18 protein-coding genes, 2 tRNA genes and 2 pseudogenes are annotated in these 22,832 nt (G+C 37.6%); 9 read left to right on the forward strand and 13 right to left on the reverse strand.

Going from position 1 to position 22,832, the window contains the following annotated elements; translation table 11 throughout:
* Positions 1-118: 118 nt before the first annotated feature.
* From P20495_RS09460 to P20495_RS09450, 4 genes are all read right to left on the reverse strand, one after another.
* Positions 119-211, reverse strand: a tRNA-Ser gene (locus tag P20495_RS09460).
* A 52-nt stretch (positions 212-263) separates the two neighbouring features.
* A tRNA-Ser gene (locus P20495_RS09455) sits at positions 264-354 on the reverse strand.
* A gap of 218 nt (positions 355-572) precedes the next feature.
* Entirely contained in the window at positions 573-713 is a 141-nt protein-coding gene (locus tag P20495_RS22200; RefSeq protein WP_007377900.1) for a hypothetical protein, read from the reverse strand.
* A 530-nt stretch (positions 714-1,243) separates the two neighbouring features.
* Positions 1,244-2,173: a DMT family transporter gene (locus P20495_RS09450; protein WP_008136481.1), complete on the reverse strand. Its 930-nt coding sequence runs from the start codon at positions 2,171-2,173 to the stop codon at positions 1,244-1,246.
* A 102-nt stretch (positions 2,174-2,275) separates the two neighbouring features.
* Here P20495_RS09450 and P20495_RS09445 point away from each other — a divergent pair, with 102 nt between their 5' ends.
* Positions 2,276-3,718 carry a PLP-dependent aminotransferase family protein gene (locus P20495_RS09445; protein ID WP_008136484.1) on the forward strand — a complete coding sequence of 481 codons (1,443 nt, stop codon included), beginning with the start codon at positions 2,276-2,278 and terminating at the stop codon, positions 3,716-3,718.
* Positions 3,719-3,955: 237 nt separating this feature from the next.
* On the opposite strand, the gene P20495_RS09440 is transcribed toward P20495_RS09445, so the two are convergent.
* Positions 3,956-4,750, reverse strand: coding sequence for a YggN family protein (locus P20495_RS09440; RefSeq protein ID WP_008136486.1), 795 nt, complete (start codon positions 4,748-4,750; stop codon positions 3,956-3,958).
* 388 nt (positions 4,751-5,138) lie between these two features.
* Here P20495_RS09440 and P20495_RS09435 point away from each other — a divergent pair, with 388 nt between their 5' ends.
* Complete coding sequence (locus tag P20495_RS09435) at positions 5,139-5,324, forward strand: PA3496 family putative envelope integrity protein (RefSeq protein ID WP_007579801.1); 186 nt, start codon at positions 5,139-5,141, stop codon at positions 5,322-5,324.
* A gap of 118 nt (positions 5,325-5,442) precedes the next feature.
* Here the strand turns inward: P20495_RS09435 and P20495_RS09430 are convergent, their stop codons facing one another.
* The 3 genes from P20495_RS09430 to P20495_RS09420 all read right to left on the reverse strand — a co-directional run bounded on the left by P20495_RS09430 (position 5,443) and on the right by P20495_RS09420 (position 7,013).
* Positions 5,443-5,940 carry a glutathione peroxidase gene (locus P20495_RS09430; protein WP_008136488.1) on the reverse strand — a complete coding sequence of 166 codons (498 nt, stop codon included), beginning with the start codon at positions 5,938-5,940 and terminating at the stop codon, positions 5,443-5,445.
* Positions 5,941-6,012: 72 nt separating this feature from the next.
* The gene (locus tag P20495_RS09425) at positions 6,013-6,312 is read right to left on the reverse strand and encodes an AzlD domain-containing protein (RefSeq protein WP_004335020.1); all 300 of its coding nucleotides are present in this window, start codon (positions 6,310-6,312) and stop codon (positions 6,013-6,015) included.
* Positions 6,309-7,013 (reverse strand): AzlC family ABC transporter permease, encoded by a 705-nt coding sequence (locus P20495_RS09420; RefSeq protein ID WP_008136491.1) that lies wholly within the window; start codon positions 7,011-7,013, stop codon positions 6,309-6,311. Before P20495_RS09420 ends, P20495_RS09425 begins: the two co-directional genes overlap by 4 nt.
* Positions 7,014-7,120: 107 nt before the next feature.
* On the opposite strand from P20495_RS09420, the gene P20495_RS09415 reads away from it, so the two are divergent.
* The 4 genes and pseudogenes from P20495_RS09415 (at position 7,121) to P20495_RS09405 (ending at position 11,249) form a co-directional block, all read left to right on the forward strand.
* Positions 7,121-7,777 carry a cytochrome b/b6 domain-containing protein gene (locus P20495_RS09415; protein ID WP_008136493.1) on the forward strand — a complete coding sequence of 219 codons (657 nt, stop codon included), beginning with the start codon at positions 7,121-7,123 and terminating at the stop codon, positions 7,775-7,777.
* Between the two features lie 226 nt (positions 7,778-8,003).
* Positions 8,004-8,573 (forward strand): hypothetical protein, encoded by a 570-nt coding sequence (locus P20495_RS09410; protein WP_007377890.1) that lies wholly within the window; start codon positions 8,004-8,006, stop codon positions 8,571-8,573.
* 144 nt (positions 8,574-8,717) lie between these two features.
* A pseudogene (locus tag P20495_RS20595) lies at positions 8,718-10,792 on the forward strand (S9 family peptidase).
* A 58-nt stretch (positions 10,793-10,850) separates the two neighbouring features.
* Positions 10,851-11,249 (forward strand): hypothetical protein, encoded by a 399-nt coding sequence (locus P20495_RS09405; protein WP_008136499.1) that lies wholly within the window; start codon positions 10,851-10,853, stop codon positions 11,247-11,249.
* A 22-nt stretch (positions 11,250-11,271) separates the two neighbouring features.
* On the opposite strand, the gene P20495_RS09400 is transcribed toward P20495_RS09405, so the two are convergent.
* Positions 11,272-12,024, reverse strand: coding sequence for a LytTR family DNA-binding domain-containing protein (locus P20495_RS09400; RefSeq protein WP_008136501.1), 753 nt, complete (start codon positions 12,022-12,024; stop codon positions 11,272-11,274).
* Between the two features lie 252 nt (positions 12,025-12,276).
* On the opposite strand from P20495_RS09400, the gene P20495_RS09395 reads away from it, so the two are divergent.
* Positions 12,277-15,219 carry a TonB-dependent receptor domain-containing protein gene (locus P20495_RS09395; protein ID WP_008136503.1) on the forward strand — a complete coding sequence of 981 codons (2,943 nt, stop codon included), beginning with the start codon at positions 12,277-12,279 and terminating at the stop codon, positions 15,217-15,219.
* Between the two features lie 226 nt (positions 15,220-15,445).
* Here the strand turns inward: P20495_RS09395 and P20495_RS09390 are convergent, their stop codons facing one another.
* On the reverse strand, positions 15,446-15,919 hold the full coding sequence (locus P20495_RS09390; protein WP_008136505.1) for a Dps family protein: 474 nt from the start codon (positions 15,917-15,919) through the stop codon (positions 15,446-15,448).
* A gap of 334 nt (positions 15,920-16,253) precedes the next feature.
* Here P20495_RS09390 and P20495_RS09385 point away from each other — a divergent pair, with 334 nt between their 5' ends.
* Positions 16,254-16,463 (forward strand): hypothetical protein, encoded by a 210-nt coding sequence (locus P20495_RS09385; RefSeq protein WP_008136517.1) that lies wholly within the window; start codon positions 16,254-16,256, stop codon positions 16,461-16,463.
* Here P20495_RS09385 and P20495_RS20600 read toward each other — a convergent pair.
* Positions 16,460-17,064 (reverse strand): annotated as a pseudogene (locus tag P20495_RS20600) (alpha/beta hydrolase). The gene P20495_RS09385 and the pseudogene P20495_RS20600 sit on opposite strands and share 4 nt — an antisense overlap.
* A 183-nt stretch (positions 17,065-17,247) precedes the next feature.
* On the reverse strand, positions 17,248-17,784 hold the full coding sequence (locus P20495_RS09380) for a YaeQ family protein (RefSeq protein ID WP_008136523.1): 537 nt from the start codon (positions 17,782-17,784) through the stop codon (positions 17,248-17,250).
* 91 nt (positions 17,785-17,875) lie between these two features.
* On the opposite strand from P20495_RS09380, the gene ylqF reads away from it, so the two are divergent.
* The gene (gene ylqF / locus P20495_RS09375; protein ID WP_008136524.1) at positions 17,876-18,820 is read left to right on the forward strand and encodes a ribosome biogenesis GTPase YlqF; all 945 of its coding nucleotides are present in this window, start codon (positions 17,876-17,878) and stop codon (positions 18,818-18,820) included.
* Positions 18,821-19,374: 554 nt separating this feature from the next.
* On the opposite strand, the gene P20495_RS09370 is transcribed toward ylqF, so the two are convergent.
* A complete protein-coding gene (locus tag P20495_RS09370) occupies positions 19,375-22,353 on the reverse strand; it encodes a DUF3857 domain-containing transglutaminase family protein (RefSeq protein WP_008136525.1) in 2,979 nt (992 codons plus the stop codon).
* Positions 22,354-22,832: the final 479 nt, after the last annotated feature.

A 22,832-nucleotide genomic window follows, 5' to 3' on the forward strand; every position in this document is an offset into this window, starting at 1 on the left:
CCTAAAATGTTCCAGACATTTTGTCGAACCCTGTCGAGGGTTCTCACCCTCCCAATTTAGTATCGGTGTTAAATTTTGGGCACAAAAAAAACCACAATTAAGTGGTTTAAATTAAGTATGGTGGAGAGGGAGGGATTCGAACCCTCGATAGAGCTACAAACTCTATACTCCCTTAGCAGGGGAGCTCCTTCGGCCACTCGGACACCTCTCCAACGCATAACCGGTTGTATTGATGGAAGTAAAAAAAGCCACCAATTAAAATATGGTGGAGAGATAGGGATTTGAACCCTAGATGGGCTATAAACCCATGCCGGTTTTCAAGACCGGTGCATTCGACCACTCTGCCATCTCTCCGTGACGCAGAATAATACTTAGGTGATACCGCTGTGTAAATAGCAAAATGACTGTTTGCCTAATATTTGTACGTAAATGAGGTTTTTTTTGTAAATAAATAGAAATTAAGGCAGTTTTTGAATAATAAATAGGTTGCAGCAAACTGTGGGAGCTAAAGAAGAGGCTTCATTTAGTGGTTGAGTGTTTGCTGCACCGCAAAAATAATCATGGTTGGGTGATTATTTATATTGAGCTGCGCCGCTAAGTGCTAACCTTTTACCAATAGTGTTAAGTCTAGCTAACATTTTTGCTTTACGGTTAGTTGGTTTAACTGCAATGTGCGCAGATGCCGTTTGGTTTAATGTATTAATTGGATTCATTACCTTGCTCCGAGTTTGTCTGTTGAAATCGAGTGCATTTTGCACGTTAACTGATTAAAAATACAACGATAAAAATTGAGTGTGAAGCATTAGTTATTTTGATGTGAAAATCTTTTAAATACGTTCGATTTTACTTTTTAAATAAGTGTTTTGAATAGTTATTTAAAAAACAAAATACCTATTGCTCTATATTTGCAAGGCTTGTGTACTTGTTTAGGTTTTTTATGCATTTTACTTTGTTTTTTTTGACTAATTATTCAGATTAAATTATTTTGATTAAAGTGTTTTTCTTCATGCTTTTCGGCTATGTTTTATATCAGTAAAGTTGCTGTTATTGATAATTACTAATGTGGGTAAATATATAATCAAAAAACAGCTTAAATTATTTGAAATTGTTCATTGATGATGGCGTTTATTATAACGAGTCAATGGCACTGCAATGATGAGTTTATTTGTTTTTCACTATATTGGTAATAAAAAAGCGCCTACATACTGTAGGCGCTTTGCGTTAGTTGCGTTAAATAACGCGTCTAACTGGGGACGGAGCCACTTTTAGCTATTGCTCTATTTGCTAAAAAGGCATTAATTTGTTTTGTTGGGGTAAGCACAATGGCGTTACCTAATAGCACTAGGCTAAATCCTGCAAAGGTATTTGCATGCCATTCAAAGCCTTCAAAAAAGCTACTCAGTGTTACTGCCACTAATGGAAATAAAACAATAACGTAGCTGGCTTTTTCAGGGCCTATATTTCTTAGCAGCGCAAAGTAGCACCCAAAAGCGATTACGGTGCCAAATATTGATAGGTAAAGTAGTGATAACCAGTAACTTGGTGGAGCATTTAAACTAAATTGCACATCGTTCATTAATACATATAAAGCTAAGCCTATGGCGCTGTATAACATACCCCATGCATTGCCTTGCAATACACCAATTTGCTTACGAGAATTACGAACACTTACCATGTTTCCTAATGAAGCCACAAAGGTGCCACCAAGGGCAAGTAGTAACCCGACCAACGCACCATTACTCAAGTCGAACTGCTGTAACTGTGGCCAAAACAGACACGTAATACCTAACACAGCGAGTACAGCACCTGTATAAATTCGTTTTGAGATTGGCTTTCCAAAAAATAGTCGAGTGTTAACTATGTTCATAACCAGCAGCATTGAAAAGGCAATTGAGGTCATTGCGGAGGTTAAGTAATTTTGCGCCCAGTAAAGCATTAAATAGTTTAATCCAAAATTACAAATGGCTAATAAAACAAAAAAGCCATGATCTAGTAATTTAAATTGCATGTCGGGTTTTTTGTACGCTACATATAACCACATCAAAAGCGCTGCAATAGTAAAGCGATAAAATAACGATAACTCTACCGCAATATCGCCCAGTTGAAATTCGATGGCCAACCAAGTAGAACCCCAGATTAAAACGGTTGTAATGTATAGCGCTGCACTTTTCATGGTTACTCTCCAAAGCCCGATTGAATGGCTATTTTAAGACCTATCTGTATACTTACCATATACAGAAAAGTAAAAATGTAACCTATACAGATTGGGTGTGTGATGATAAGACAAAAAAATAGCCAAGGGCATGAGTTTTTATATCAGCAAGTTATTCAGTTGATCAGAGATATGAGTGCCCAACAGGTTTTACTGCCTGGCGAAAAACTTCCATCACTGCGCAAAATGGCAGATAACTTAAACATAAGTATCCCTACCGTAAAACAAGCGTATCAAGTACTTGAAGATCAGGGGTTAGTAGAAGCACGTGAAAAATCGGGATATTTTTTAAAAGTCGTTAGCATGGCGCGCAATTTGCCTAAGCGCGTTAAATTAAGTCGCGAGCCTGTTGTGGTAAATAAACAAGCCTTAATAGAGCAGGTGTACAGTGCGATTCATCAAGCTAACGTAGTCCCTTTTGGTATTGCTAATCCAATTGCTGCTGCACCCACCGATAAAGCACTCGCCAGAAACATGCGCCGTGTAATGACAATTGCGGGCAGTAAAGCTATTAACTATGGGCCAACAGATGGGTTTGTACCGCTGAAAAAGCAATTGGTGCATCGCTATTTAGATTTTGGTATTGGCATTGATATGGACGAGCTTGTGATCACCAATGGTGCGCAAGAAGCCATGGCTATTGCGCTTAAATGTGTAACAAAGCCTGGCGATGTAGTTGCTATTGAGACGCCTTGTTATCACGGAATTATCGAGTTAATAGAAAGCCTAGGGCTTAAAGCGCTCGAAATACCACTGTGCCCAGATAATGGTATTTGGTTAAGTGATTTGGAACGCGCTTTAAATGAACATGACATAAAAGCGTGTTTATTCTCGACTGCAATTAGTAACCCTGTGGGCAGCTTTATGCCTGATACAAATAGGCAGCAGCTGGTGGAGCTACTTGAAAGTCATGACGTAGTGCTTATTGAAGATGACGTATACGGCGATTTATATTTTACGGCAAAACGAGGCACACCTGCTTTAGCGTACTCTAAAAAAGGATTAGTGATTAGTTGCTCATCTTTTTCTAAAACGGCAGCGCCGAGCTATCGTGTAGGTTGGTTAGTTGCGGGTAAATTTGCAACGCAAGCAAGGCGATATAAAAGAGCGCTAAGTTGCTCTGCTTCTTTAATAAACCAATGGACGTTATCTGAATTTATTGCCAGCGGCGAGTACGACCGAAATTTAAAAGTACTTAGGCAGCGCTTGCGCGATAATAAAGAGCGTATGCGATGGTGCTTACAACAAGCAATGCCAAAAAACACACGTATAAGCAATCCAAAAGGAGGCTGCGTAATGTGGCTAGATTTAGGAGGCGAGTACGATAGCCAAACATTGTTTTTACTTGCGCTTGAGGTCGGTATTAGTATTACCCCTGGGCTTGTTTTTTCGGCCTCTAATAAATATAAAAGCTGCGTCAGGTTAAGTTATGGTGTGCAATGGAGCGCGCAAATTGAGCAAGCAATAGTTACATTGGGTAAGCTTACTTTATTAGCTAAAAAGTAATACCAATCTGCTTATATATGGGGTCTATTTAACGTTAAGAAAATTACGCTAGAACTAGGCAAAAGTTTTTGTATCTAGTTGTTCTAAATGAAAATTTTTAACGAAGTTATAGTGCAATTTAATTCGTTAAATTGATCAAAGATTTATGCAGGTTGGTATAAGTTTGCGAAACACAAAAAAGCAGCATTTAAGTAAACTTAAGTGCTGCCAAAGGGATGTTAAATAACGTTTGCTGTACTAATTTTGTTTAAAGCTAAATAACTGGTAACCTTCAAGCTCTGGCACTTGCATTACTAATTGCTCTTCTTGTTTTGCAATATCAGCAAAGTTTCCACATAAAGAGTTAGCACGTTCTTCTAGTGCGCTTGCATGTAGCTCTACTTTTTCTTCTATTTGTGCGCCCATATTTTCCATACGTTGTTCAAAGGCATCCATATCACCGCCTGAACCAAGTAACTCAGAACCTAAAGCAACTAAAATACTGCCCATTGATTGCATCACAGCTGATTCAACCGCTGTTTCTATCTGCTGCTCAAATTGTTGTTCAAAGTTTGAGCCAAATTGATTAAAACTTTGTTGGCCCATCACAAATGTACCTTGCTGGTAAAATGTGTTTTCTACTTCGATTTTAATGTCGTCCATAAGCTCTGACATATTATCAAGGCCGTCAATATTAAATGCATTGCCTACTACTTCTAATGCTACTCCGGCAATTTTAACACCCTCAAGCGCTATATTAGCTACTTCAGGCAATTGAGTGCGTAAGCTATCAGAGTACTTGGTTAGCGCTTCGCGTTGTGAGTTATTAAGTGCTACAAATTCGCCATTTACGGTTAAGTCACCATGGGTATTAAATAGCATGGCTTTATTATTGGCAGTAAAAATTTCTAATTCGTTTGGTTTAATACGTACGTCGTTTTTAAATTCGACGTTACATTCATCGCTGCTAAATGAAATTGCAGAATCGTTGTCGTTATGAGCCATAGCTGCTGGTGTACAAATTAATGCGCTAACTAATAGTAATTTTTTCATGTGTATTCTCTGCTTTTTTGTTGATGACTATTAACTAATAACAAGTTTAATGCCATTATTTTTTTATTATAATAAACAGTAAGTTAATTTGTTCGAGGCCTTTTTAATAGGTTGGGTTAAGTTAAAAATAAACTATTTTTTAGTCAAATTAACTAAGTTCTACAAATCTATAAGCAATATTTATCGATACGATAAAAAACTCTCACTTTCCACAATTGAAATTTAACGCTATTTATTCACATTACTGACATGAAGACTATTTACGATAGTCACGTGGCTTTATTTTGATGCTAATTTGCAGCGCATTTTGGTGTTAAACATTTTTAATTTACCGGCTATTGCGATAATAAAATCCTTGGCTGGTCTCAAACACTTTATGGAGTGGGTTGTGGGTAAGACATTTAGTTACGATGCGCTAGATGACGATTTTGTTGAAGACGAGTACGAAATGCTCGGACGTAATCAACACGATAAGAACAAGCAAAAGGTTAAGAAAAAGTTGGAAGACTACCTTGAGCAAAAACGCTTGCGTAAAAATCTAGGCGAAGACGATTTAAGCGATTACACCGACTAAATCACGCTAGTATAAATACAATACCAATTAATATTGAGAGTTTAAATGTGCAGTTAGTCGATATGTTTAAGTTTTAATAGTATTGGCAATAAAGAGGCCTCGCGCCTCTTTATTACTTTTAAAGCGTGCTTTTAGCCTGCGCTAATGCTTTTTGGATTGTAAGTTCTAACTTTTCGGGTTTAGTAAAAGGTGCATAGCGTTTAATTGGCATGCCATCTGCGGCAATTAAAAACTTAGTAAAATTCCACTTTATTTTGCGTGTTAAAAAACCAGGCAAGGCTGATTTTAAGTAACGAAAGACGGGATGTGCATGCTCACCGTTTACATCTACTTTGGCCGCCATTAAAAAACTCACGCCAAAATTGATTAAACATCCTTGCTCTATTTGTGTTGCGCCGCCGGGTTCTTGTTGACCAAACTGGTTGCACGGAAACCCCAAAATTACTAAACCTTGGCTGGCATACTTATTATGTAAAGCTTGCAGCGACTCGTATTGGTAGGTAAATCCACATTTACTTGCTGTATTAACAATAAGCACAACTTTACCTTCAAAATCATTAAAGTTAATAGGTTGACCCTGCAAGCTTGTTGCGCTTAATTGATGAAATTCGTGCATTTTGGCGTCTTTTTATTGTTGTTACCGGTATTTTAACCTGAGTACAGTATTTCATAAAGTATAAAGAGCACTCTAATTTAAAATTAGAAATAGTCCCATACCGGCAAGCGTTGTGTAATAAATATTATGTGTTTTATAGGCAACAATAATGGCGACTATCGCTGCGCTTAAATAAGGGTTTTGCCAGTTTAAGTTAATGCCATCTTCATTCAAAAACACGATAGGCACCCAAATTGCTGTAAGCACCGCAGGTGCGCTAAAGCTTAAAAATTGCTGCATTTTAGGACCTACTTTAAACGGTAAAGCGCGGTGTAAAAATAAATAACGCGTAAAAAATGTAATGCACGCCATGAGTAAAATAGTTGTCATCATAGCGTTGCTTCCTTTTTAGCGGTTAGTCTTGCTGTAGCGTAACCTGCGCTCATTGCCAACAACGCTGAGCAAACAAGCCATAGCTCAAACCCGGTACTTTTTAAAAGCGTTGCGCTAACGCCTGCTACAATTACCGTAACAAGTGAGGCCAAATTTTTGATTCCCGGAATAACCAACGCGATAAACGTGGCAGCAATCGCAAAGTCGAGCCCTAAATTAGTTAAGTCGGGCAGCATTGTGCCCGCTACAATGCCAATTAACGTCCAAATATTCCATGCAATATAAAAGCTAAAGCCAGCGCTCAATGCGTATATTAAGCGTGTTTTTGTTCTATACGATTTTCGATGATGAGAAAACGCAAACAGCTCGTCGGTTAAAACAAAGCTCACCGGTAAGCGCCAACGCATAGGTTGATCAATGACCTTATGACGCACAGCTAAACCGTATAAAAAGTGCCGAGAGCTAATAATAAACGTTGTGAATAAAATTGTGAGCAATGGTGTGTTGCCCGCCATAAGTTCAATCGCAACAAGCTGTGCAGAGCCTGCAAATACTAATAACGACATTGCTTGGGTTTCAAAGGCGCTAAAACCATTTTGAATCGCTAAAGAGCCGCATAAAATACCCCAAGGAACAACGGCTAAACACAGTGGTAGCATATCTAAAAAGCCTTTTAAAATAGCTTTTTTAACTGGTTGCATGATATTTACTCTCACGGCTTGTAGAATGGCTCATAAGTATACCTTAATATTATGATGTTAAAGTAGTTAACAAATTAAATAATACTGTTTTTTTAAGGATAGGCACAATGACGACGTTAAAAGTTTGGGATGGGTTTATTAGATGCTTTCATTGGTTTTTGGTTGTAAGTATTGCAGTGCTTTATTTTAGTATTGAAGAGGGCATGATTGAGCTTCACTTTGTTGCAGGTTTTTTTACTTTAGCACTTATAGTAACACGTTTAATATGGGGTGTTATTGGTAGTAAAACCGCGAGATTAAGTGGGTTACTGCACTCTCCTGGTACTATTTTAAAGGCGCTAAAAACACCAAGCGACTCGTTAGGCCATTCAGCACCCGGTAGCTGTATGGTGATAGTGTTTTTTATATTGATCATAACGCAACTTGTAAGTGGCTTAATGAGCAGTGATGGTATTTTAACTGACGGGCCGCTTGCGCAATATGTGTCTAGCGATACGATTGATTTTGCCAATTGGCTACATGAGCTGAATTTTGACATTTTACTTTATGCTATTGGCTTGCATGTATTAGCTATTATTGTTTATAGAATAAAAGGAAAGCCGCTAGTTAAGGCGATGATCACAGGCTCAAAAGAGTTAAAAGCGGATGACTCTGAGGCTAAAGTAACAAAAGCGTCTTGGCCTGCGTGGTTAATATTTATATCTTTATTGGTGTTGCTGATATTTACGTGGGCGAAAGAGCCTTTAACTTATTTATTTAGTTAAAAACTCATTAAACCAACCTTAAAGGGTTGGTTTTTTATTTTGATTGCATTCTTTTGTTTGATTGTTGTGTGGTTGCAAATTATAATCATCAAGTTATTAGCTTATTAAGGTGAGGATAAATATTTTGCACGATTTATTAGTGCGTATAACTTGCCCTAGATGTATTTTTTGTGTATCCATATAGGTATGGGTAATAGTTTGTGACTCTTAAGGTGTTGCTGTGTTTATGCATACGTCGTTGGCCTGTGGAAAGTGGTCAACTATAGGTTGTTTAAATCATCATACCCAATTATTTATTGGTGATGTGGTGAGTGTAACCTTTTATGACTTGCAAGGAGAGCTAGTCAGTTTATCGTTTGATTATAAAATCACCTCGTTAGAGCAAGGTGAACCCCATGCATGGCCGCGTTTAGTTGCCGAGCACATTAATGTGCATATACCATTAATAAGCGCAGGGCGAATGACTGAACAAGGGCTCGTTGTTGCTTATCGACAAAATGAAATTTTTGCATTGCAAAGTAGTGGTATTTGTAAAGTCCAAGTTGATTTTCATTGCATCGCGAAATGTGATGATTATGTAGTTAAAGAATGTGACGCATATGAATTTATTTATCCACAAAGTAGCGATTCTTACAATGCAGGTACAAAAGTACTACAACCTAAAACGGGAAAAATTTATCAATGTAGGCCTTGGCCATTCAATGAATTTTGCCGTGTTAATGATGAGAATAAAGTTATGTTTGAACCCGGCATTGGACAAAGCTGGGCTATGGCATGGATACAAGTATCAGATTAATAAATATAAAGAACCTTCTTCCCATAGGTAGAACGATTTTAGTAATGAAACGTATTACCTTCTAAGCCCTCTCAACTATTGAGTGGGCTTTTTTATTTTTATGGTAAACTGCGATTATTGTTGTTTTTCAAATTGGTCTTTTCTGTGCCTCATCCTGATCACTCTCTAAATTTATTGTCTAACGTCCCTATCGCTAAAAAGCAAGCTCATATACTCAATGCGCATAATAAAACACGTGTCGATAACTATTATTGGATGCGTGATGATGAACGTCAAAATGAACACGTACTAGCGCATTTGCATGCTGAGAATACCTATTGTGATAAACAGTTAGCACCTATAAAACCATTACAAAATACACTATTTGAAGAGCTTAAAGCGCGTATTGTAAAAGACGATAACTCGGTACCCGTTAAAGACGGAAAGTATTGGTATCACTCAGAAGTGCGTGGCGATGATGAATATTCACGCCATTACCGTAGTACCAGCATAGAGGCTGATAATAAAGAGCTTTTACTAGATATAAATGTGCTAGCGGCAGGGTTCGAATTTTTTGAATTAGGTGAAGTCGCTCTTAGCCCGTGTGAACAACTTATGGCTTATTCTGAAGATACTGAAGGCCGACGTATATATTTAGTGCGTTTTAAAAACCTTGAAACAGGTGAGATGCTACCTGATGTACTTGAAAACACAGAAGGGCAAGTTGTTTGGGCTAATGACAATAAAACCGTTTTTTATGTTAAAAAAGATTTAAAACATTATTAGGCTATCAAGTGTTTCGGCATGAGCTTGGTAGCGAGCAAAGCCAAGACGTAATGGTTTACGAAGAGCAAGATAGTAGATTTTTTATGGGGCTTGGTAAAAGCCGCGACGAAAGCTTAATTATTATTGATTTAGCATCGACAGAGACCAACGATACATGGGTGCTTGATGCTAATAAGCCCACTGGCGAATTTGAAGCATTAATGCCGCGTGAAGATGGCCACGAGTTTGACGTAGATAAGCTAGGTGACACATTTTATATTGTGACTAACTGGCAAGCTAAAAACTTTAGATTAATGACGGCAACAAACGAAACGATTGCTGATAAAACACAATGGCTTGAGCATACAGCTCACAGAGAAAATGTCCTGCTTGAAGGTGTTGAGTTATTTAATGACTTTTTAGTATTGAGTGAACGCGAGCAAGGGCAATCTCGATTTGTAGTTGTTAATAGGCAAGGAAATTGTATGGCACTTGAGTTTGCCGATCCTTGTTACTATGCCGCTATAGCAATGAACCCAGAGCCAGAAACACGTACTGCGCGTATTTATTACTCAAGCTTAACAACACCGGGTTCTTTGTATGATGTTGATTTAGCAACAGGCGAAAAAACACTACTTAAACAACAAAAAGTACTCGGTAGTTTTAATGCCGATGACTATCAGTCAGAGCGATTAATGGTAACTGCTCGCGACGGAATCAAAGTCCCTGTGTCTGTTGTTTATCGAAAAGACAGCTTTAAAAAGGATGCCTCAAATCCGTTATTTCAATACGGCTATGGCGCCTATGGCTATACGATTGATCCTAGTTTTTCTAGTTCGTCACTGAGCTTGCTCGATCGTGGTTTTGTTTATGTAATAGCACATGTTCGAGGCTCTGAAATGCTAGGCCGCGAGTGGTACGAGCAAGGTAAAAAAGAGCATAAAAAAAATAGCTTTAGTGACTTTATTGATGTGACAAAAGCGCTTGTTGATCAAGGTTATTGTGATAGCAATAAGGTGTTTGCCTCAGGCGGCAGTGCCGGTGGTTTATTAATGGGGGCGGTTGTAAACCAAGCACCAGAGTTATATTGCGGTGTTGGCTGTCATGTACCATTTTTAGACGTATTAACCACAATGCTTGATGAGAGTATTCCGCTCACAACAAATGAATACGATGAATGGGGTAATCCAAACGATCAACAGTTTTATGATGTAATTGAAGATTACTCACCTTATGATAATATTAGTGCGCAAAACTATCCGAACATACTTGTTACTACGGGCCTTCATGACTCGCAAGTGCAGTATTGGGAGCCTATGAAGTGGGTTGCAAAAATGCGTGAACTTAAAACAGATAGTAATATTTTAGTCTTTAAAACAGATATGGATGCAGGACACGGTGGTGCATCAGGTCGTTTTAAAAGCTTAGAAGAAAAAGCCCTCGAAATGGCCTTTTTTATTGCTCTGTTAAATTAACTGCAAAATTGGAAAATTGTATTATTCTATATATAAGTTGATATCTGTAAGGCAATTTATGTTTGGAGCACATGGCGAATTCCAGATTTTCTCGCAGCCACCTCATATGTATTTAAAATTGAAGGGGAGCTTTAATAATGAAGGTATAACATCATTAACTAATGGTGTTATTCAAGAATTGAGCACTCACCCTGAAAATACGATTAAGTTTGTGATTGTTAACTTAAAAGAGTTTGAGCTGTTAACTCTGGATAGTCTTGATTCGCTAGAGGCCTATTTTGCGGGTGTAAAAGAACTTGGCTATCAACGAGTTGACTATATAAACATTAATATCATAGCTAAAAACATGTTTGAAAAAGTATGGAAAAATAGCGATGTAGAAGTTAATTTTTATAAAGATACTGAAAGCTATTTATTAGAGCGTCCAAATGACAGTTATATAAAACAGAACTGGTAATTAATATGAGTATTATAAACCGCTACTGAAGAGGGCTTATAATACTCTCTAAACAGCCTTTATAGCGCCTTGAAAGGTTTAAGCACATATCGTTTTTTAGCCTTACTTTATAATCGCCACTGTCAGTAGGCATCAGTTCACAAATAGCTTGTTTTCTTACCAGCGTTGAGCGATGAATACGAATAAACCCTTCAGGCTCTAGCTGCTGCTCAATATTTTTCATGGTTTCGCGGTGTAATACCGGTGTACTACCTTGGATAAAATGCAGCTCTACATAATTGCCTGCACCATTTATCCAAATAATATCATTGATATCAATTAACCTTACCTTACCTACATCTTTAACTACTATATGTGATGATGATTTTTCAGTTTGTGCGCTTTGCTGATATTGACGTTCGGCCGCGCTTGCAATCGGGCAAAGGTGAATCAGTTTATCAAAGCATTTATCAATACGTGGTGCAGTTGAATCTAATATTAAAAAATCAACCGCGCCCACTTCAAAAGCAAAACTCGCAAAATGGTCCGACTGGGCAATAATGACTAATTTCAGTTTTTTAGCAAGTTCAGTTAAATGCACTATTTGCATAGGGTCAGACATGCTTGTTAACTCATAAAAAAGTACGTTGTATTGACTTGTATCTATCTGATCTAACCTCTTTTGTTGTGTTAGGGATTGAGATTCAAAGTGTCTATGTTCTTGCACTCTACTTGTTAAAAATGTTGCAAATTCAGTGTTGCTAACAAATGTTAATGCATGAAAAGAAGTGGTCATTATTTTATATCCTCGTTGTACAGATTAATAAAGACCGTACTTAATGGAAAAAAATGTTACGAAAATATAATATTTTTATAAAACCATTGTGATTTGTTCACTTATCCCACCAAACTTGCAACTTGTACCAATATAGGCGCCTTGTAAGGAACGTGTATAGAGTCTCAATGCTAATCCCCTTAATGTGATTCGTGAGGTAACTATTTAGTTACAAAAATAACAATTCAAGAAAAAATAATTCAGGGGAATTACATGGTATTAACTAACAATGGTAGTGGGCGATTATTTAAAAAATCGTCGCTAACAGTAGCGCTAAGCAGCGTATTACTTGCGGGATTTTCATTTCAAGGTATTGCAGCCGAAGAGGATGAAATAAAAAAAATAGAACGAGTTCAAGTAACAGGTTCTCGTATTCGTTCAGCTGAGGCTATGTCCTCTGCGCCAATTCAGGTTGTAGATAGTGCAGCAATTGATGCATCTGGTTCTCTTAATATTCAAAATCTATTATTAGATAACCCTGCATTCGGTTCACCAGCTATTAGCCGTACTAATTCAAACTTCAACACAGCAAGTGCTGGTGTTGCAACGGTTGATTTGCGTAATTTAGGATCAGAAAGAACATTAGTACTTGTTAATGGTCGCCGTTATGTATCGGGTTTACCTGGTAGCTCAGCAGTAGATTTAAACACTATTCCTAGCCAGTTTATTGAGCGAGTTGAAATTATGACTGGTGGCGCATCATCAGTATATGGTTCAGATGCAGTCGCAGGTGTGGTTAACTTTGTTTTAAAAGATGACTTTGAAGGTATCGAATTTGAAGGCCAATTTGGCGAATCAAAAGAAGGAGATGACCAGTCTCGACAATTTTCTTTTACATCTGGTTTAACTAGCAATGATGGCAAAGGTCATGCAATGTTCCACTTAGGTTATTCCGATCAGGGTGCTGTTTATTCTCGTGATCGTGACCGTTCTGCCGTGGACCAATTTTCACAAATCTTTTTTGAAGATGATCCAGCCGCTAATCCAAATGCTATTTTTGATGCCGTACGTCCTTTCTTCTCATCATTCCCACCTCAAGGTCGATTTGATGCAGGGGATACTCGTTTTACATTTGATCAAAATAATAATCTACAAGACTCGTTTAGCACTAATGGTGGCGATGGTGTTGCTGCAAATGGCTTTAACCGAAGTGGTGTTCGTACAATCGCGATTCCAACAGAGCGTTACTTATTTGCATCAAATGGTAGTTATGAACTAAATGATAAACACAGTTTTTTCTATGAAGGGACATATGCATCTAGCACAACTCGCTCAGAGTTAGAACCATTCCCATTTGCATCTGATGATATTTACGCTAATGGCCGTGTTCCTATTGAATTTGAAGTTAATGGAGAGTTATTGCGCAATGCCTTCGTACCTGATGATATTTATAATGCAGCAACAGATACAGATGGTGACGGTAGCCGAGATATTTTCTTTGCAAAGCGTTTGAGCGACATTGGTAACCGTGGAGCACGTGCAGAGCGTGATACGTTCCGTATTGCATTAGGTTTTCAAGGTGAAATCAATGATAATTGGTTTTACGACACTTATTATGTATATGGTAAAACAAAAGAGTCACAAGTATCAGGTGGTTTGGTTAACGTACAAAGTTTCCGTCAAGGTTTAGAGGCTGTTAACGATCGCTTTGATTTAGATGGCGATGGCATAACTAACGAAGCAATCTGTATTGATGAAACAGCTCGCGGCTTCAGCTGTGCGCCGGTTAATATTTTTGGCTTTAATTCACTATCGCAAGATGCTATTGATTTTGTACGCGCTCCTAGTTCACTTTCTACTTCTGTAGAACAAGAAATTATTGGTGGTAACATCTCTGGTGACTTATTTGAGTTACCAGCAGGTACAGTGGGGATTGCTGCCGGTTTTGAATATCGTGAAGAGTTTTCTCGTAGTGAATTTGATGCATTACAACAATCTGGCCTTAATGCGGGTAATGCAATTCCAGCAACTGAAGGTTCATTTGATGTAACTGAATATTATGTTGAAACAAATATTCCAGTACTTGATTCAGTCACGATGAATGCAGCAGTGCGTTTGTCTGATTACTCTACAGTAGGTAATACTGAGAGTTGGAATGTAGGTTTAGATTGGGAAGTGACAGATAGCTTACGTTTACGTGCAACTCGAGCTCGCTCAACCCGTGCACCTAATATTGATGAATTATTTTCTCCACCTTCACAAACATTTCCAAGCGGCTTAAACGATCCTTGTTTAGGAATTACAAGTAGTGGTGGTGGTGCATCAGGCGATTCATGTCGTGCAGATGTTGGTGTTGCCAGCAATATTGCTACCAATGGTGCGTTTACGCTTAACCAATCTGATTTACAAGGTATCAGTGGTTTTAACCGTGGCAATACCGATCTTAAAGAAGAAGTGGGTGACTCAGTGACAGTGGGGGTTGTTTTTACACCTGAAAACTTAATATCGGGTTTAGATATCACACTTGACTACTTTGATATAGAAATTGATGATGCAATAGTTTCTACCCCTCGCCAGTTTATCCTTGAGCAATGTTATGGTGGTGGTGATGATAGTTTCTGTAATTTCATTACACGTCGCGGTGCTCCATCGGGTAATAACAGTGCAGGTTCGCTAGAATTTATCGACAGTGGTGTGTCGAACAGCGGTGGTTTAGGGACTGAAGGTGTCGACTTAACGTTAACTTATGCTACTGATATAGGGCCTGGTGCATTCAAAACTCGCCTAGCATATACCTATTTAATTGATGGTTACAGTATTCCATTACCAGGTGCAGATAAAGATGTATTCGCTGGTGAAGTTGGCGCATCTGAACATAAAGCAAACTGGAACTTTGGCTATAAAGTTAATGACTTCGACTTTAATTGGAGTATGACATTTACTGGAAGCGCAGATTTTGACGATCAATTCTTAAGTGGCTTGAATATTCCGGCTGGCTCAGTTGGTGTTGGCTCTGTAACATACCATGATGTGCAAGCAAGCTATCATATCAGTGATTCAATGGAGTTATATGCAGGGGCTAATAACTTATTTGATAAAGAGCCACCGCGTATCGTTTCTGGTATTAGTGGTTCTGATACGGGTACTGAAACTGATGCGGGTACGTATGATCCAATCGGTCAAACTATATACATTGGTTTTAGAAGTAAGTTTTAATCAACAATAGCAGTATTAGCTTCTAGTATTGTTATTCACAATAAAAAGCCTCGGTTGTCACTGAGGCTTTTTTATTACCCGCTTAAGTCAAAAAAAACGCCACTGGTAACAGGTGCGTTGTTTAGATTGAATAAGGGGTTAATATAATAATCGAAACGTTTGATTATTCGACGATTCATCCCTAATTAAGCCCTCTATGAGGGCTTTTATCTTTTTTAGATTAAAATTAATCTAAGTACGCTTTTAACATCCAAACCAGTTTTTCTTGCTCTGAGATGTAATCACTCATTAGTGAGGCTGTGCCTTCATCGTCTGCATCACCTGCTTGGTTTAAAATATCGCGCTGCATGTGAATTAACGTACTGTAACCAGCGAGTAGGTTCTCTACGGCTGTAACACCATCACTAATACCTTTAGCTTCTTTAATTTTACTTACTTCGAGGTAATCAGAAAATGCATGTAGAGGTGCGCCATCTAACGTTAAAATACGTTCTGCAACTTCATCTACTTTTAGAAGTAGTAAGTTATAAATTTCTTCAAACTTAACGTGTAGTTCAAAAAAGTTACGGCCTTTAATATTCCAGTGAAAGCCACGCGCGTTCATGTATTGAATCTGGTAGCTACTCAATAACGTATTGAGTGACTTTATGATGTCTTCGCTTTTTGCGCTGTTTAGACCAATTGCGTTTACATGTGACATAACTTGCTCCTGAATAACCGTTTGTTTGTGAACTTGTGATAAGTATTACTAATTTCGATAAGTTAGTAAAATCGTTTAAATGCATCTAGTTAATAGTTTTAACCTATTAGCTGTTTTTGATACCTATATTCACTTTAGACTATTAATAGAAGTGGGTCTGATTAATAAAAATACTACCCCTCAAAAGTAAATAAACCTCAAAAGTATATAAATCATGATCTAAAACAAACTTTATTCAAGGTAATAACTTAGCTATTTTTTTATTGATGCAGGTCAAAAATCATCCACCCTAACGGCGCATAATAATGTTGTCGAAATAATTAGGAGAGATAACATGCACGCAAAAACAGTTAAGCAAAACAAAGCGGAGTTAATTGTTGTAGGCATAGCGGTGGTAGCATTTGTACTAGGGTTAGTTGCTCACTTGGCCGGAGCTAGCTTTGCTAATTCAGACTTTTTTGGTTATATAGCAGCGCCAATACCACTCGTGCTGGGTATTATATTTTTAATTAGTTATAAAATTGCAGAGGCTGCCGAGGATTAATTCTCGCTTAAGCATTTTAAAATGTAGTCGACCACTTCGCGTGAGTAAATCATACTGGTATGGCTTAAATGGAACACTTTATGTTCAGCCATACCTTTGAGCTTAGTTTCATCAAGCAATACAGTGCCATCTGATTTACTGCCTTTAACTATAAGGGGCATTAAACCAATGGGTAAGTCACCTGCAATACTAAAAAGCTTCGCTTTAAACGGCCAGTTACCATTTTGTGTAAGCAAAAATTCAACGCTATTTTTTTAAAAAAAGACTCAAACCCTTTTTGCTTCATTTTTTGTGCAATATGGCTACCTTGATGAGGCGTGCCTAAAGTAACTACTTTTGTAATGTGTTGGCTTGCAACTGAATTAGCTTCTAGGTATGCGCGAGCGACTAATCCGCCCATTGAGTGACATACGAGTGCAGAAGGTTCACCTGCAATAAATTCATCAATTTGAGCAAAAATAGCATCGCGGTTTGGATCAAGCGTATTATAAGTAAGGTTTAATACCTTAACACCAGATTCTTCCAAGCGAGAGCACAGTGGGCGCATAACAAAGCCAGACATATACAAGCCATGTAAAACAATAACGTGTTTAACTTTCATATGCTCCCTAATACCAATTTTATTAAAAACATGATCATTCTAGCGTATTAAATAACCCGCTACCTGCGTTAAAAATTATTTATATAGAACAACTATATGTCATAATTTTCGCCTTGTTATCGACTCATTTCCTTGTCGCTATAATAGATAACTAATTTAATGCAATTGGTATAACTACCGTAATTACATTAACTTTAGCGGTTTTATTTCAATATTGGTTGTATCGGTGTTTACCCACACTTCACCATCTTGAATGGTAATGGCGAGCTTGATACCACGATCAACCAAAGCAGCAAGTGCTTGTGTTGCTGCATAATCAAGGCTAAAAATACTTAAGTTTTTAAATTCATACAATTTAGGTTGGTGTTTTTGCCACCAAATTGCTTGATTGTTTTCACCATAAGTATATAGCACCACTTTTTTAGATTTATTACAGGCTTTTTTAAGACGTTTTTCATCTGGTAAGCCAAGTTCAACCCATAGTTCTATTTCTTCGCTGTAGTTTACATGCCAAAGTTCAGGCTCATCATCAGCACTTAATCCTTTAGTAAATTCTAAACCATCACAGCTATTGAGTGCAAAAGCGAGTAAGCGAATCATTAACCGTTGGTCGGTTTCTGACGGATGTTGTGCCAAGGTTAAACTAAAATCTTGGTAAACGTGGCGGTCCATATCGCTAAGCGATAATTGCACCTTCATAATGGTGGATTTAAGAGCCATAACAACTAATCTAAAAAAATTTGCGCCAGTATAGCGCAATTAAATGAATTGCCAGTTAAAATAGCGGTTAATTATACGTTAGGAGTTAAAAATGGCTATCCAGTGGTTCCCTGGGCATATGAATAAAGCCCGTAATGAAATTAAAGAAATAATGCCACAAATGGATGTGATCATTGAAGTGCTAGATGCGCGCATTCCCTACAGTAGCGAAAACCCGATGGTGGCAACCTTGCGTGAAGGTAAGCCGGTCATCAAAATTTTGAACAAAGCTGATTTAGCTGATCCTAAAATGACGCAAATTTGGAAGGATTATTTTGAACAAGAAAATGGCGTTAAAGCGATTTCTTTTGGTCACGATAAAGCAGCTGAAGTACATCGTATCAATGAACTGTGTAAAAAGTTAGTGCCGCATAAAGTTGGCGCCGATAAGCAAATAAAAGCCATGATAATGGGTATTCCTAACGTGGGTAAATCTACGTTGATCAATGTATTGGCTGGACGTATAGTTGCAAAAACAGGTAATGAACCTGCTGTAACGAAAGCACAACAACGCATTAAGCTTGAAGACGGTATTATGCTTTACGATACGCCAGGTATGCTTTGGCCAAAAGTAGAAAACGAAAACTCAGGTTATCGCTTAGGCGCTACAGGTGCCATTCGTGATACCGCACTTGAGTATGAAGAAGTAGCAAGTTATACCGCTGAATATTTATTACGTACTTATCCTGAGCTTTTAAAAGCGCGCTATAAAATCGCTGAACTTCCTGAAAGTGATTGGGAGTTTGTTGAAATGGCAGGCAAAAAGCGTGGTTGTATTCGTGGTGGTAACCAAATAGACACGTATAAAATGTCTGAAATACTAATCAACGAATTGCGCGATGGTATTATTGGCCGTATTACGATGGAAACTCCGCAAATGCGTGAGGAAGAAGAAGTAATGGTTGCTGGTTTACGCGCAGCTGCAGAAGCTAAAAAACAAGCTAAAGAAGAAGAAAAGCTTCAGCGTCGAGCGCGAGCACGTAAAAACCGTCGTTAATTGATTTAGTTTAATTTAACCAACTAAATTACAGACATAAAAAAAGCCCGTAAGGGCTTTTTTAGTTTCATATCTACCGTCACCGATATGAGCAATGTAGCAAGTAAAATAGTAGGGCGGTTACTCGTCATCAACATCAAGGGGCGTTGCGGTTCATAACAAGTAACCATAGCTGTTAACGTGCGCCACACGTTGTTTCAGGGTCGAGAAACAAATCAATTCATTCCGTTACAAGTCAGTATGTTTGCCGTCTTGTTGATAGTGATTATCAGTTAGATTCAAGTGTCTGTCAACACCCAAATGCAAATAATTCTTATTATTGAAGAGTTTGTTTTTTATTCATATATAAATCGGCTAGTTAGCACTGACATTTAATAAAAATACTTACTTTGGTTGAACAATTAAGAATAAAAAATAGATGCTTAATACTTATTAAATAATTTGATATGAATTTTTATTATAAAAGCATTGCTTGTAAAACCTTAGCCCCTAAAGATCAACAGCCTTTAATTTATGGCTAAAAATATTCGTACTTAACTGGATATTTTAAGCCACTAACGCACTTTATTTGCTGTTATACGTAAATTAATCTGCTCCACTAGTACTTTATCCTGCTTGTTTAGACGCCCTACAATGAGCAAGAAATCACTACCGTCAGTTTTTATTACTTTAATGCTTGTGTTATCAAGTTTGGTTTTACCGTATGTGGTTTCTATTTTTTCTATGTCTTTAAAGTGACTAAGATCTGATTCAAGCTTACCGTCATCGTTTTTGTAGTAACTAAAAATATAGTTCTCGGTTATTCCGTTACCGTCTTCTCGGTAATCAAATACTGCATCGCTATAAAAATAAAGTATTTCTTCGTTTTCAGGTGTTAGGCGATTACGTTTTAAAAAGTGTACTTGGTAAGACCATAAACTATCGCCTTTTATAATTGCAGCATTGGGTAAAATATTTACTTCTTGAAGTACGCCTAAAAATAATAGAGGTGCAAACGTAAGCGAGATTAAATACTGTCTAATTCGCCAGTGCGAGTTGTGATGTAGGGCTTCTTTACTTGTATCGGTTTGCTCAATGTAACTAACTAGAGGCAACCATAAAAATGGCATTATACAAATCACTATGGTTGCGTATTCGTCCATTCGATAAGCAAAGGCGCTGGCAAGTACCATTAGCCAAAGAGTCAAGGCAGTCCAGTTTGGCATTACTCTATTTTTGTTTAACTGTTGTTGGCTGTGCTCTGCAAGTGCGAGATACAAAGGGTAATACCATACAAACGCAAATATACCTCGAGCAATAGGCATGATACTTGAGTTGTCGCGCTCTTTAATGGCTTTAAAATTACGATAACTCCAATAGTTAACAAATATGCCTAAACTTAAAATACTGTAAATAATAAACTTACTTACAGATACTGCATAAAATGGACTATCTTCAAATTTCACTTTTTTTGCTGACTCTAATCGCCAATCGGCGAAAAAGAATATGAGCACTAAAATATAGCCAGCCAATACATATTTAAGCCAGCTATAACCAAGGCTGTCTAGCACATCAGCTGATGTTTGAGTAGTTTCGCTCGCCTTTGCATATTTTAGAATAGAGTAATGGGTTGCTGATATTAACTTTTTACGCTGTGCTAAATAATCATCTATTTGATCCGCTTTAATATGATCTTGTTTTGCGTAATAGTCATAACTCAGTGTTAAAACATTATCATTAAATTCAGTAGTTGTTTTTAGGTTGAAGTAGTCGTTATCAATTTCTTCTTGATCGCTATCAAATCCCCAACCTTTTTCTGCAAAATGTAGTTTTATTGTGGTGTTAATTATATTGGGATAGTCAAAGTAAAGTGGGCCGGTGCGATTTACCTGCTTTGGTTCGTAAACGCTATTTTGTATTTCATTCGCGTAAAAACTAGCTTCGTAGCCTTCGTCTGTTTTTTCCCAAAATTGACTAATTAAATACGACTCTTTGGTTATTAGTTTACCCGTTTGCTCTTGCTCACTAATAGTCATTGCTTCATTGACTGATAAACCAGTTAAAAAGCCTTGGTAATACTCGAAGTAAGATTTAGCAACGCTATTTAGACCACTGCTGGCTATATTGCTTCTGCGGTTAATTGCTTCAAATTCAGCATAAGTGTACTGGGTTTCAAAACGTGATGGCTCAGATACTTTTTCAGCAATAAAAAAGTTATCTTCTACAGATACATTTGTATGTACAGGCTTTTGCGCCATTGACGTTAAAGCGCTTTCACCTTTATCAATAATTAGGGCATAGCCATAATCAGGCTGCTCTAAATATTCGAGAGTACCTCGTTGGTAGCTGACCGTAGGATCGAGCCAGTAGCGCTCTCCGTTTTGCTTTAGCGTAACAATTACGTGATTAAATACACTTGCTGAAGGTGGAAGTTCTTTTAAACGTTTGGTTTCCTCTGTATCAACTAGCGCAGGGAAGGCCTCTATATCCATCGCTTTTAATAACGAAATAAGCAGTACTGTTTTATCTTTACAGTCGCCGTATCGTAGCGAAAGCGTTTCTGAAGCTGACGTTGGTTGATGCGAGTTAGTGCCCATTTCAAGCCCTAAATATCGAACTTCGTCTTGGCTAAAGCGCAGTGCTGCGGCAATTTTATCTGATGTTTTTGTGTGTTTTGCTTTTATTTCTTCAGCTATATCTAAAATGCTGCTTGGGGTTTCTATGGCTGATTGATAAAGCGGATATGCCCAGTTAACTACCTGACCCCAATCGTCAAACTCAGAAAAGTAAACTTGTGTATACGGGTCGTACCACGTTGGGGTTTGAGAGTTTTGCTCCAGTAAAGGTTCTTCAAAAAGAGTTATAGAATAATCTTTGCCATATTTGTTAAGCGTTTCTTGAATATCAGCTGCGCCGTTTATTGTATTAATATGTAAAGGCGTTTGTTTACCCCAAAGTACACGCATATTTTGTTGCACTACGGGTACCGACCAGTTCAGCGTGCGTCTTGTACTAAACTTATTAGCATATATAGGGTTGCTACCTGCCACTGTGTAGCTGTAATCGAGTATGTCGCCACTGCGCATATCATCAATAATAATATTGAGTGATAAGCTACCATTATAAATACGCTCAGCTAACTCAGATTCACCCTGTATAATCGTCATTCTCGCGCTACCAAGCTTATCAATGCGCTCATTATTTCTGATAATCGTTAAGCTATTTAGTGTTAGCGACTCGTAACTTGGATCAAAATCAAGATTAAGCTGGCTTATATAATCAACACCACTTTGATTTAAAGCTTTCATAACCAAACGCGTATAGCGTTGCTGTTTTTGTCTGCTCGGTATATAGGATTGGTTATCGAGTAACAAATAAAGTGTGCCGTCACGTACCTTGGTTATGTCGGAATGTTTGGGTTGCTCAATAATATGTGTATTAACCCAATTAGCTGGTTTATCTATTTTATATTGCTGCGCAAAAATATTATGAGAGAAAATTAATAAGGTAAGTGCAATTAGCCAAGAGCTGAGTCGAAGGAAGTTCCATTTCATTGTAGGGTCTTATAGTTGTTTTTATAAATACTATTGAAGGAATAATGTACCAAATTCAGGCTTTTTTGACAATGTGATGTTAACAAATTCATTGTTGAGCAGTTAATTAATAGTATATAAATAAACTGCTATGGTAAGTGCGAAACGCTTAACCCCCTCAAATGTTCCTAAAATGATTTTCTAGTTGTATTGCTAAATCATAATTAGCTAAGCCTACTTTATTGTGGGCTTTATTAGAGCTGCAAAAATCCTATCTATTTATTCGTACGGTAATCATTCAAACCTTTAAAAGTGTTTATAAATCAAAATATAACAGTAACTGTTTTTGCTCTTTTTGTTCATGAACTTTATGAGCAAAAAGCATATAACGATCATCAATGCACCTTACCTTCTAAATATTTAGTTAATTTCACGTTAACAATAAGCTGCGAGTTAGATAGCAGTTTGTCGTCGCTTATCTACCTGACAATAAATACATA

Origin of the sequence: Pseudoalteromonas sp. BSi20495, from assembly GCF_000241185.1 — a bacterium.
Lineage (GTDB): Bacteria > Pseudomonadota > Gammaproteobacteria > Enterobacterales > Alteromonadaceae > Pseudoalteromonas > Pseudoalteromonas fuliginea.

Coding starts and splice junctions, on each gene's coding strand:
- P20495_RS09425 (WP_004335020.1), bottom strand. CDS start 6,312: ATGATGACAACTATTTTACTCATGGCGTGCATTACATTTTTTACGCGT.
- P20495_RS09400 (WP_008136501.1), bottom strand. CDS start 12,024: ATGACCACTTCTTTTCATGCATTAACATTTGTTAGCAACACTGAATTT.
- P20495_RS09390 (WP_008136505.1), bottom strand. CDS start 15,919: ATGTCACATGTAAACGCAATTGGTCTAAACAGCGCAAAAAGCGAAGAC.
- P20495_RS09410 (WP_007377890.1), top strand. CDS start 8,004: ATGCATACGTCGTTGGCCTGTGGAAAGTGGTCAACTATAGGTTGTTTA.
- P20495_RS09405 (WP_008136499.1), top strand. CDS start 10,851: ATGTTTGGAGCACATGGCGAATTCCAGATTTTCTCGCAGCCACCTCAT.
- P20495_RS09370 (WP_008136525.1), bottom strand. CDS start 22,353: ATGAAATGGAACTTCCTTCGACTCAGCTCTTGGCTAATTGCACTTACC.
- P20495_RS09380 (WP_008136523.1), bottom strand. CDS start 17,784: ATGGCTCTTAAATCCACCATTATGAAGGTGCAATTATCGCTTAGCGAT.
- P20495_RS09450 (WP_008136481.1), bottom strand. CDS start 2,173: ATGAAAAGTGCAGCGCTATACATTACAACCGTTTTAATCTGGGGTTCT.
- P20495_RS09440 (WP_008136486.1), bottom strand. CDS start 4,750: ATGAAAAAATTACTATTAGTTAGCGCATTAATTTGTACACCAGCAGCT.
- P20495_RS09445 (WP_008136484.1), top strand. CDS start 2,276: ATGATAAGACAAAAAAATAGCCAAGGGCATGAGTTTTTATATCAGCAA.
- P20495_RS09420 (WP_008136491.1), bottom strand. CDS start 7,013: ATGCAACCAGTTAAAAAAGCTATTTTAAAAGGCTTTTTAGATATGCTA.
- P20495_RS09430 (WP_008136488.1), bottom strand. CDS start 5,940: ATGCACGAATTTCATCAATTAAGCGCAACAAGCTTGCAGGGTCAACCT.
- P20495_RS09395 (WP_008136503.1), top strand. CDS start 12,277: ATGGTATTAACTAACAATGGTAGTGGGCGATTATTTAAAAAATCGTCG.
- ylqF (WP_008136524.1), top strand. CDS start 17,876: ATGGCTATCCAGTGGTTCCCTGGGCATATGAATAAAGCCCGTAATGAA.
- P20495_RS09415 (WP_008136493.1), top strand. CDS start 7,121: ATGACGACGTTAAAAGTTTGGGATGGGTTTATTAGATGCTTTCATTGG.
- P20495_RS09385 (WP_008136517.1), top strand. CDS start 16,254: ATGCACGCAAAAACAGTTAAGCAAAACAAAGCGGAGTTAATTGTTGTA.
- P20495_RS22200 (WP_007377900.1), bottom strand. CDS start 713: ATGAATCCAATTAATACATTAAACCAAACGGCATCTGCGCACATTGCA.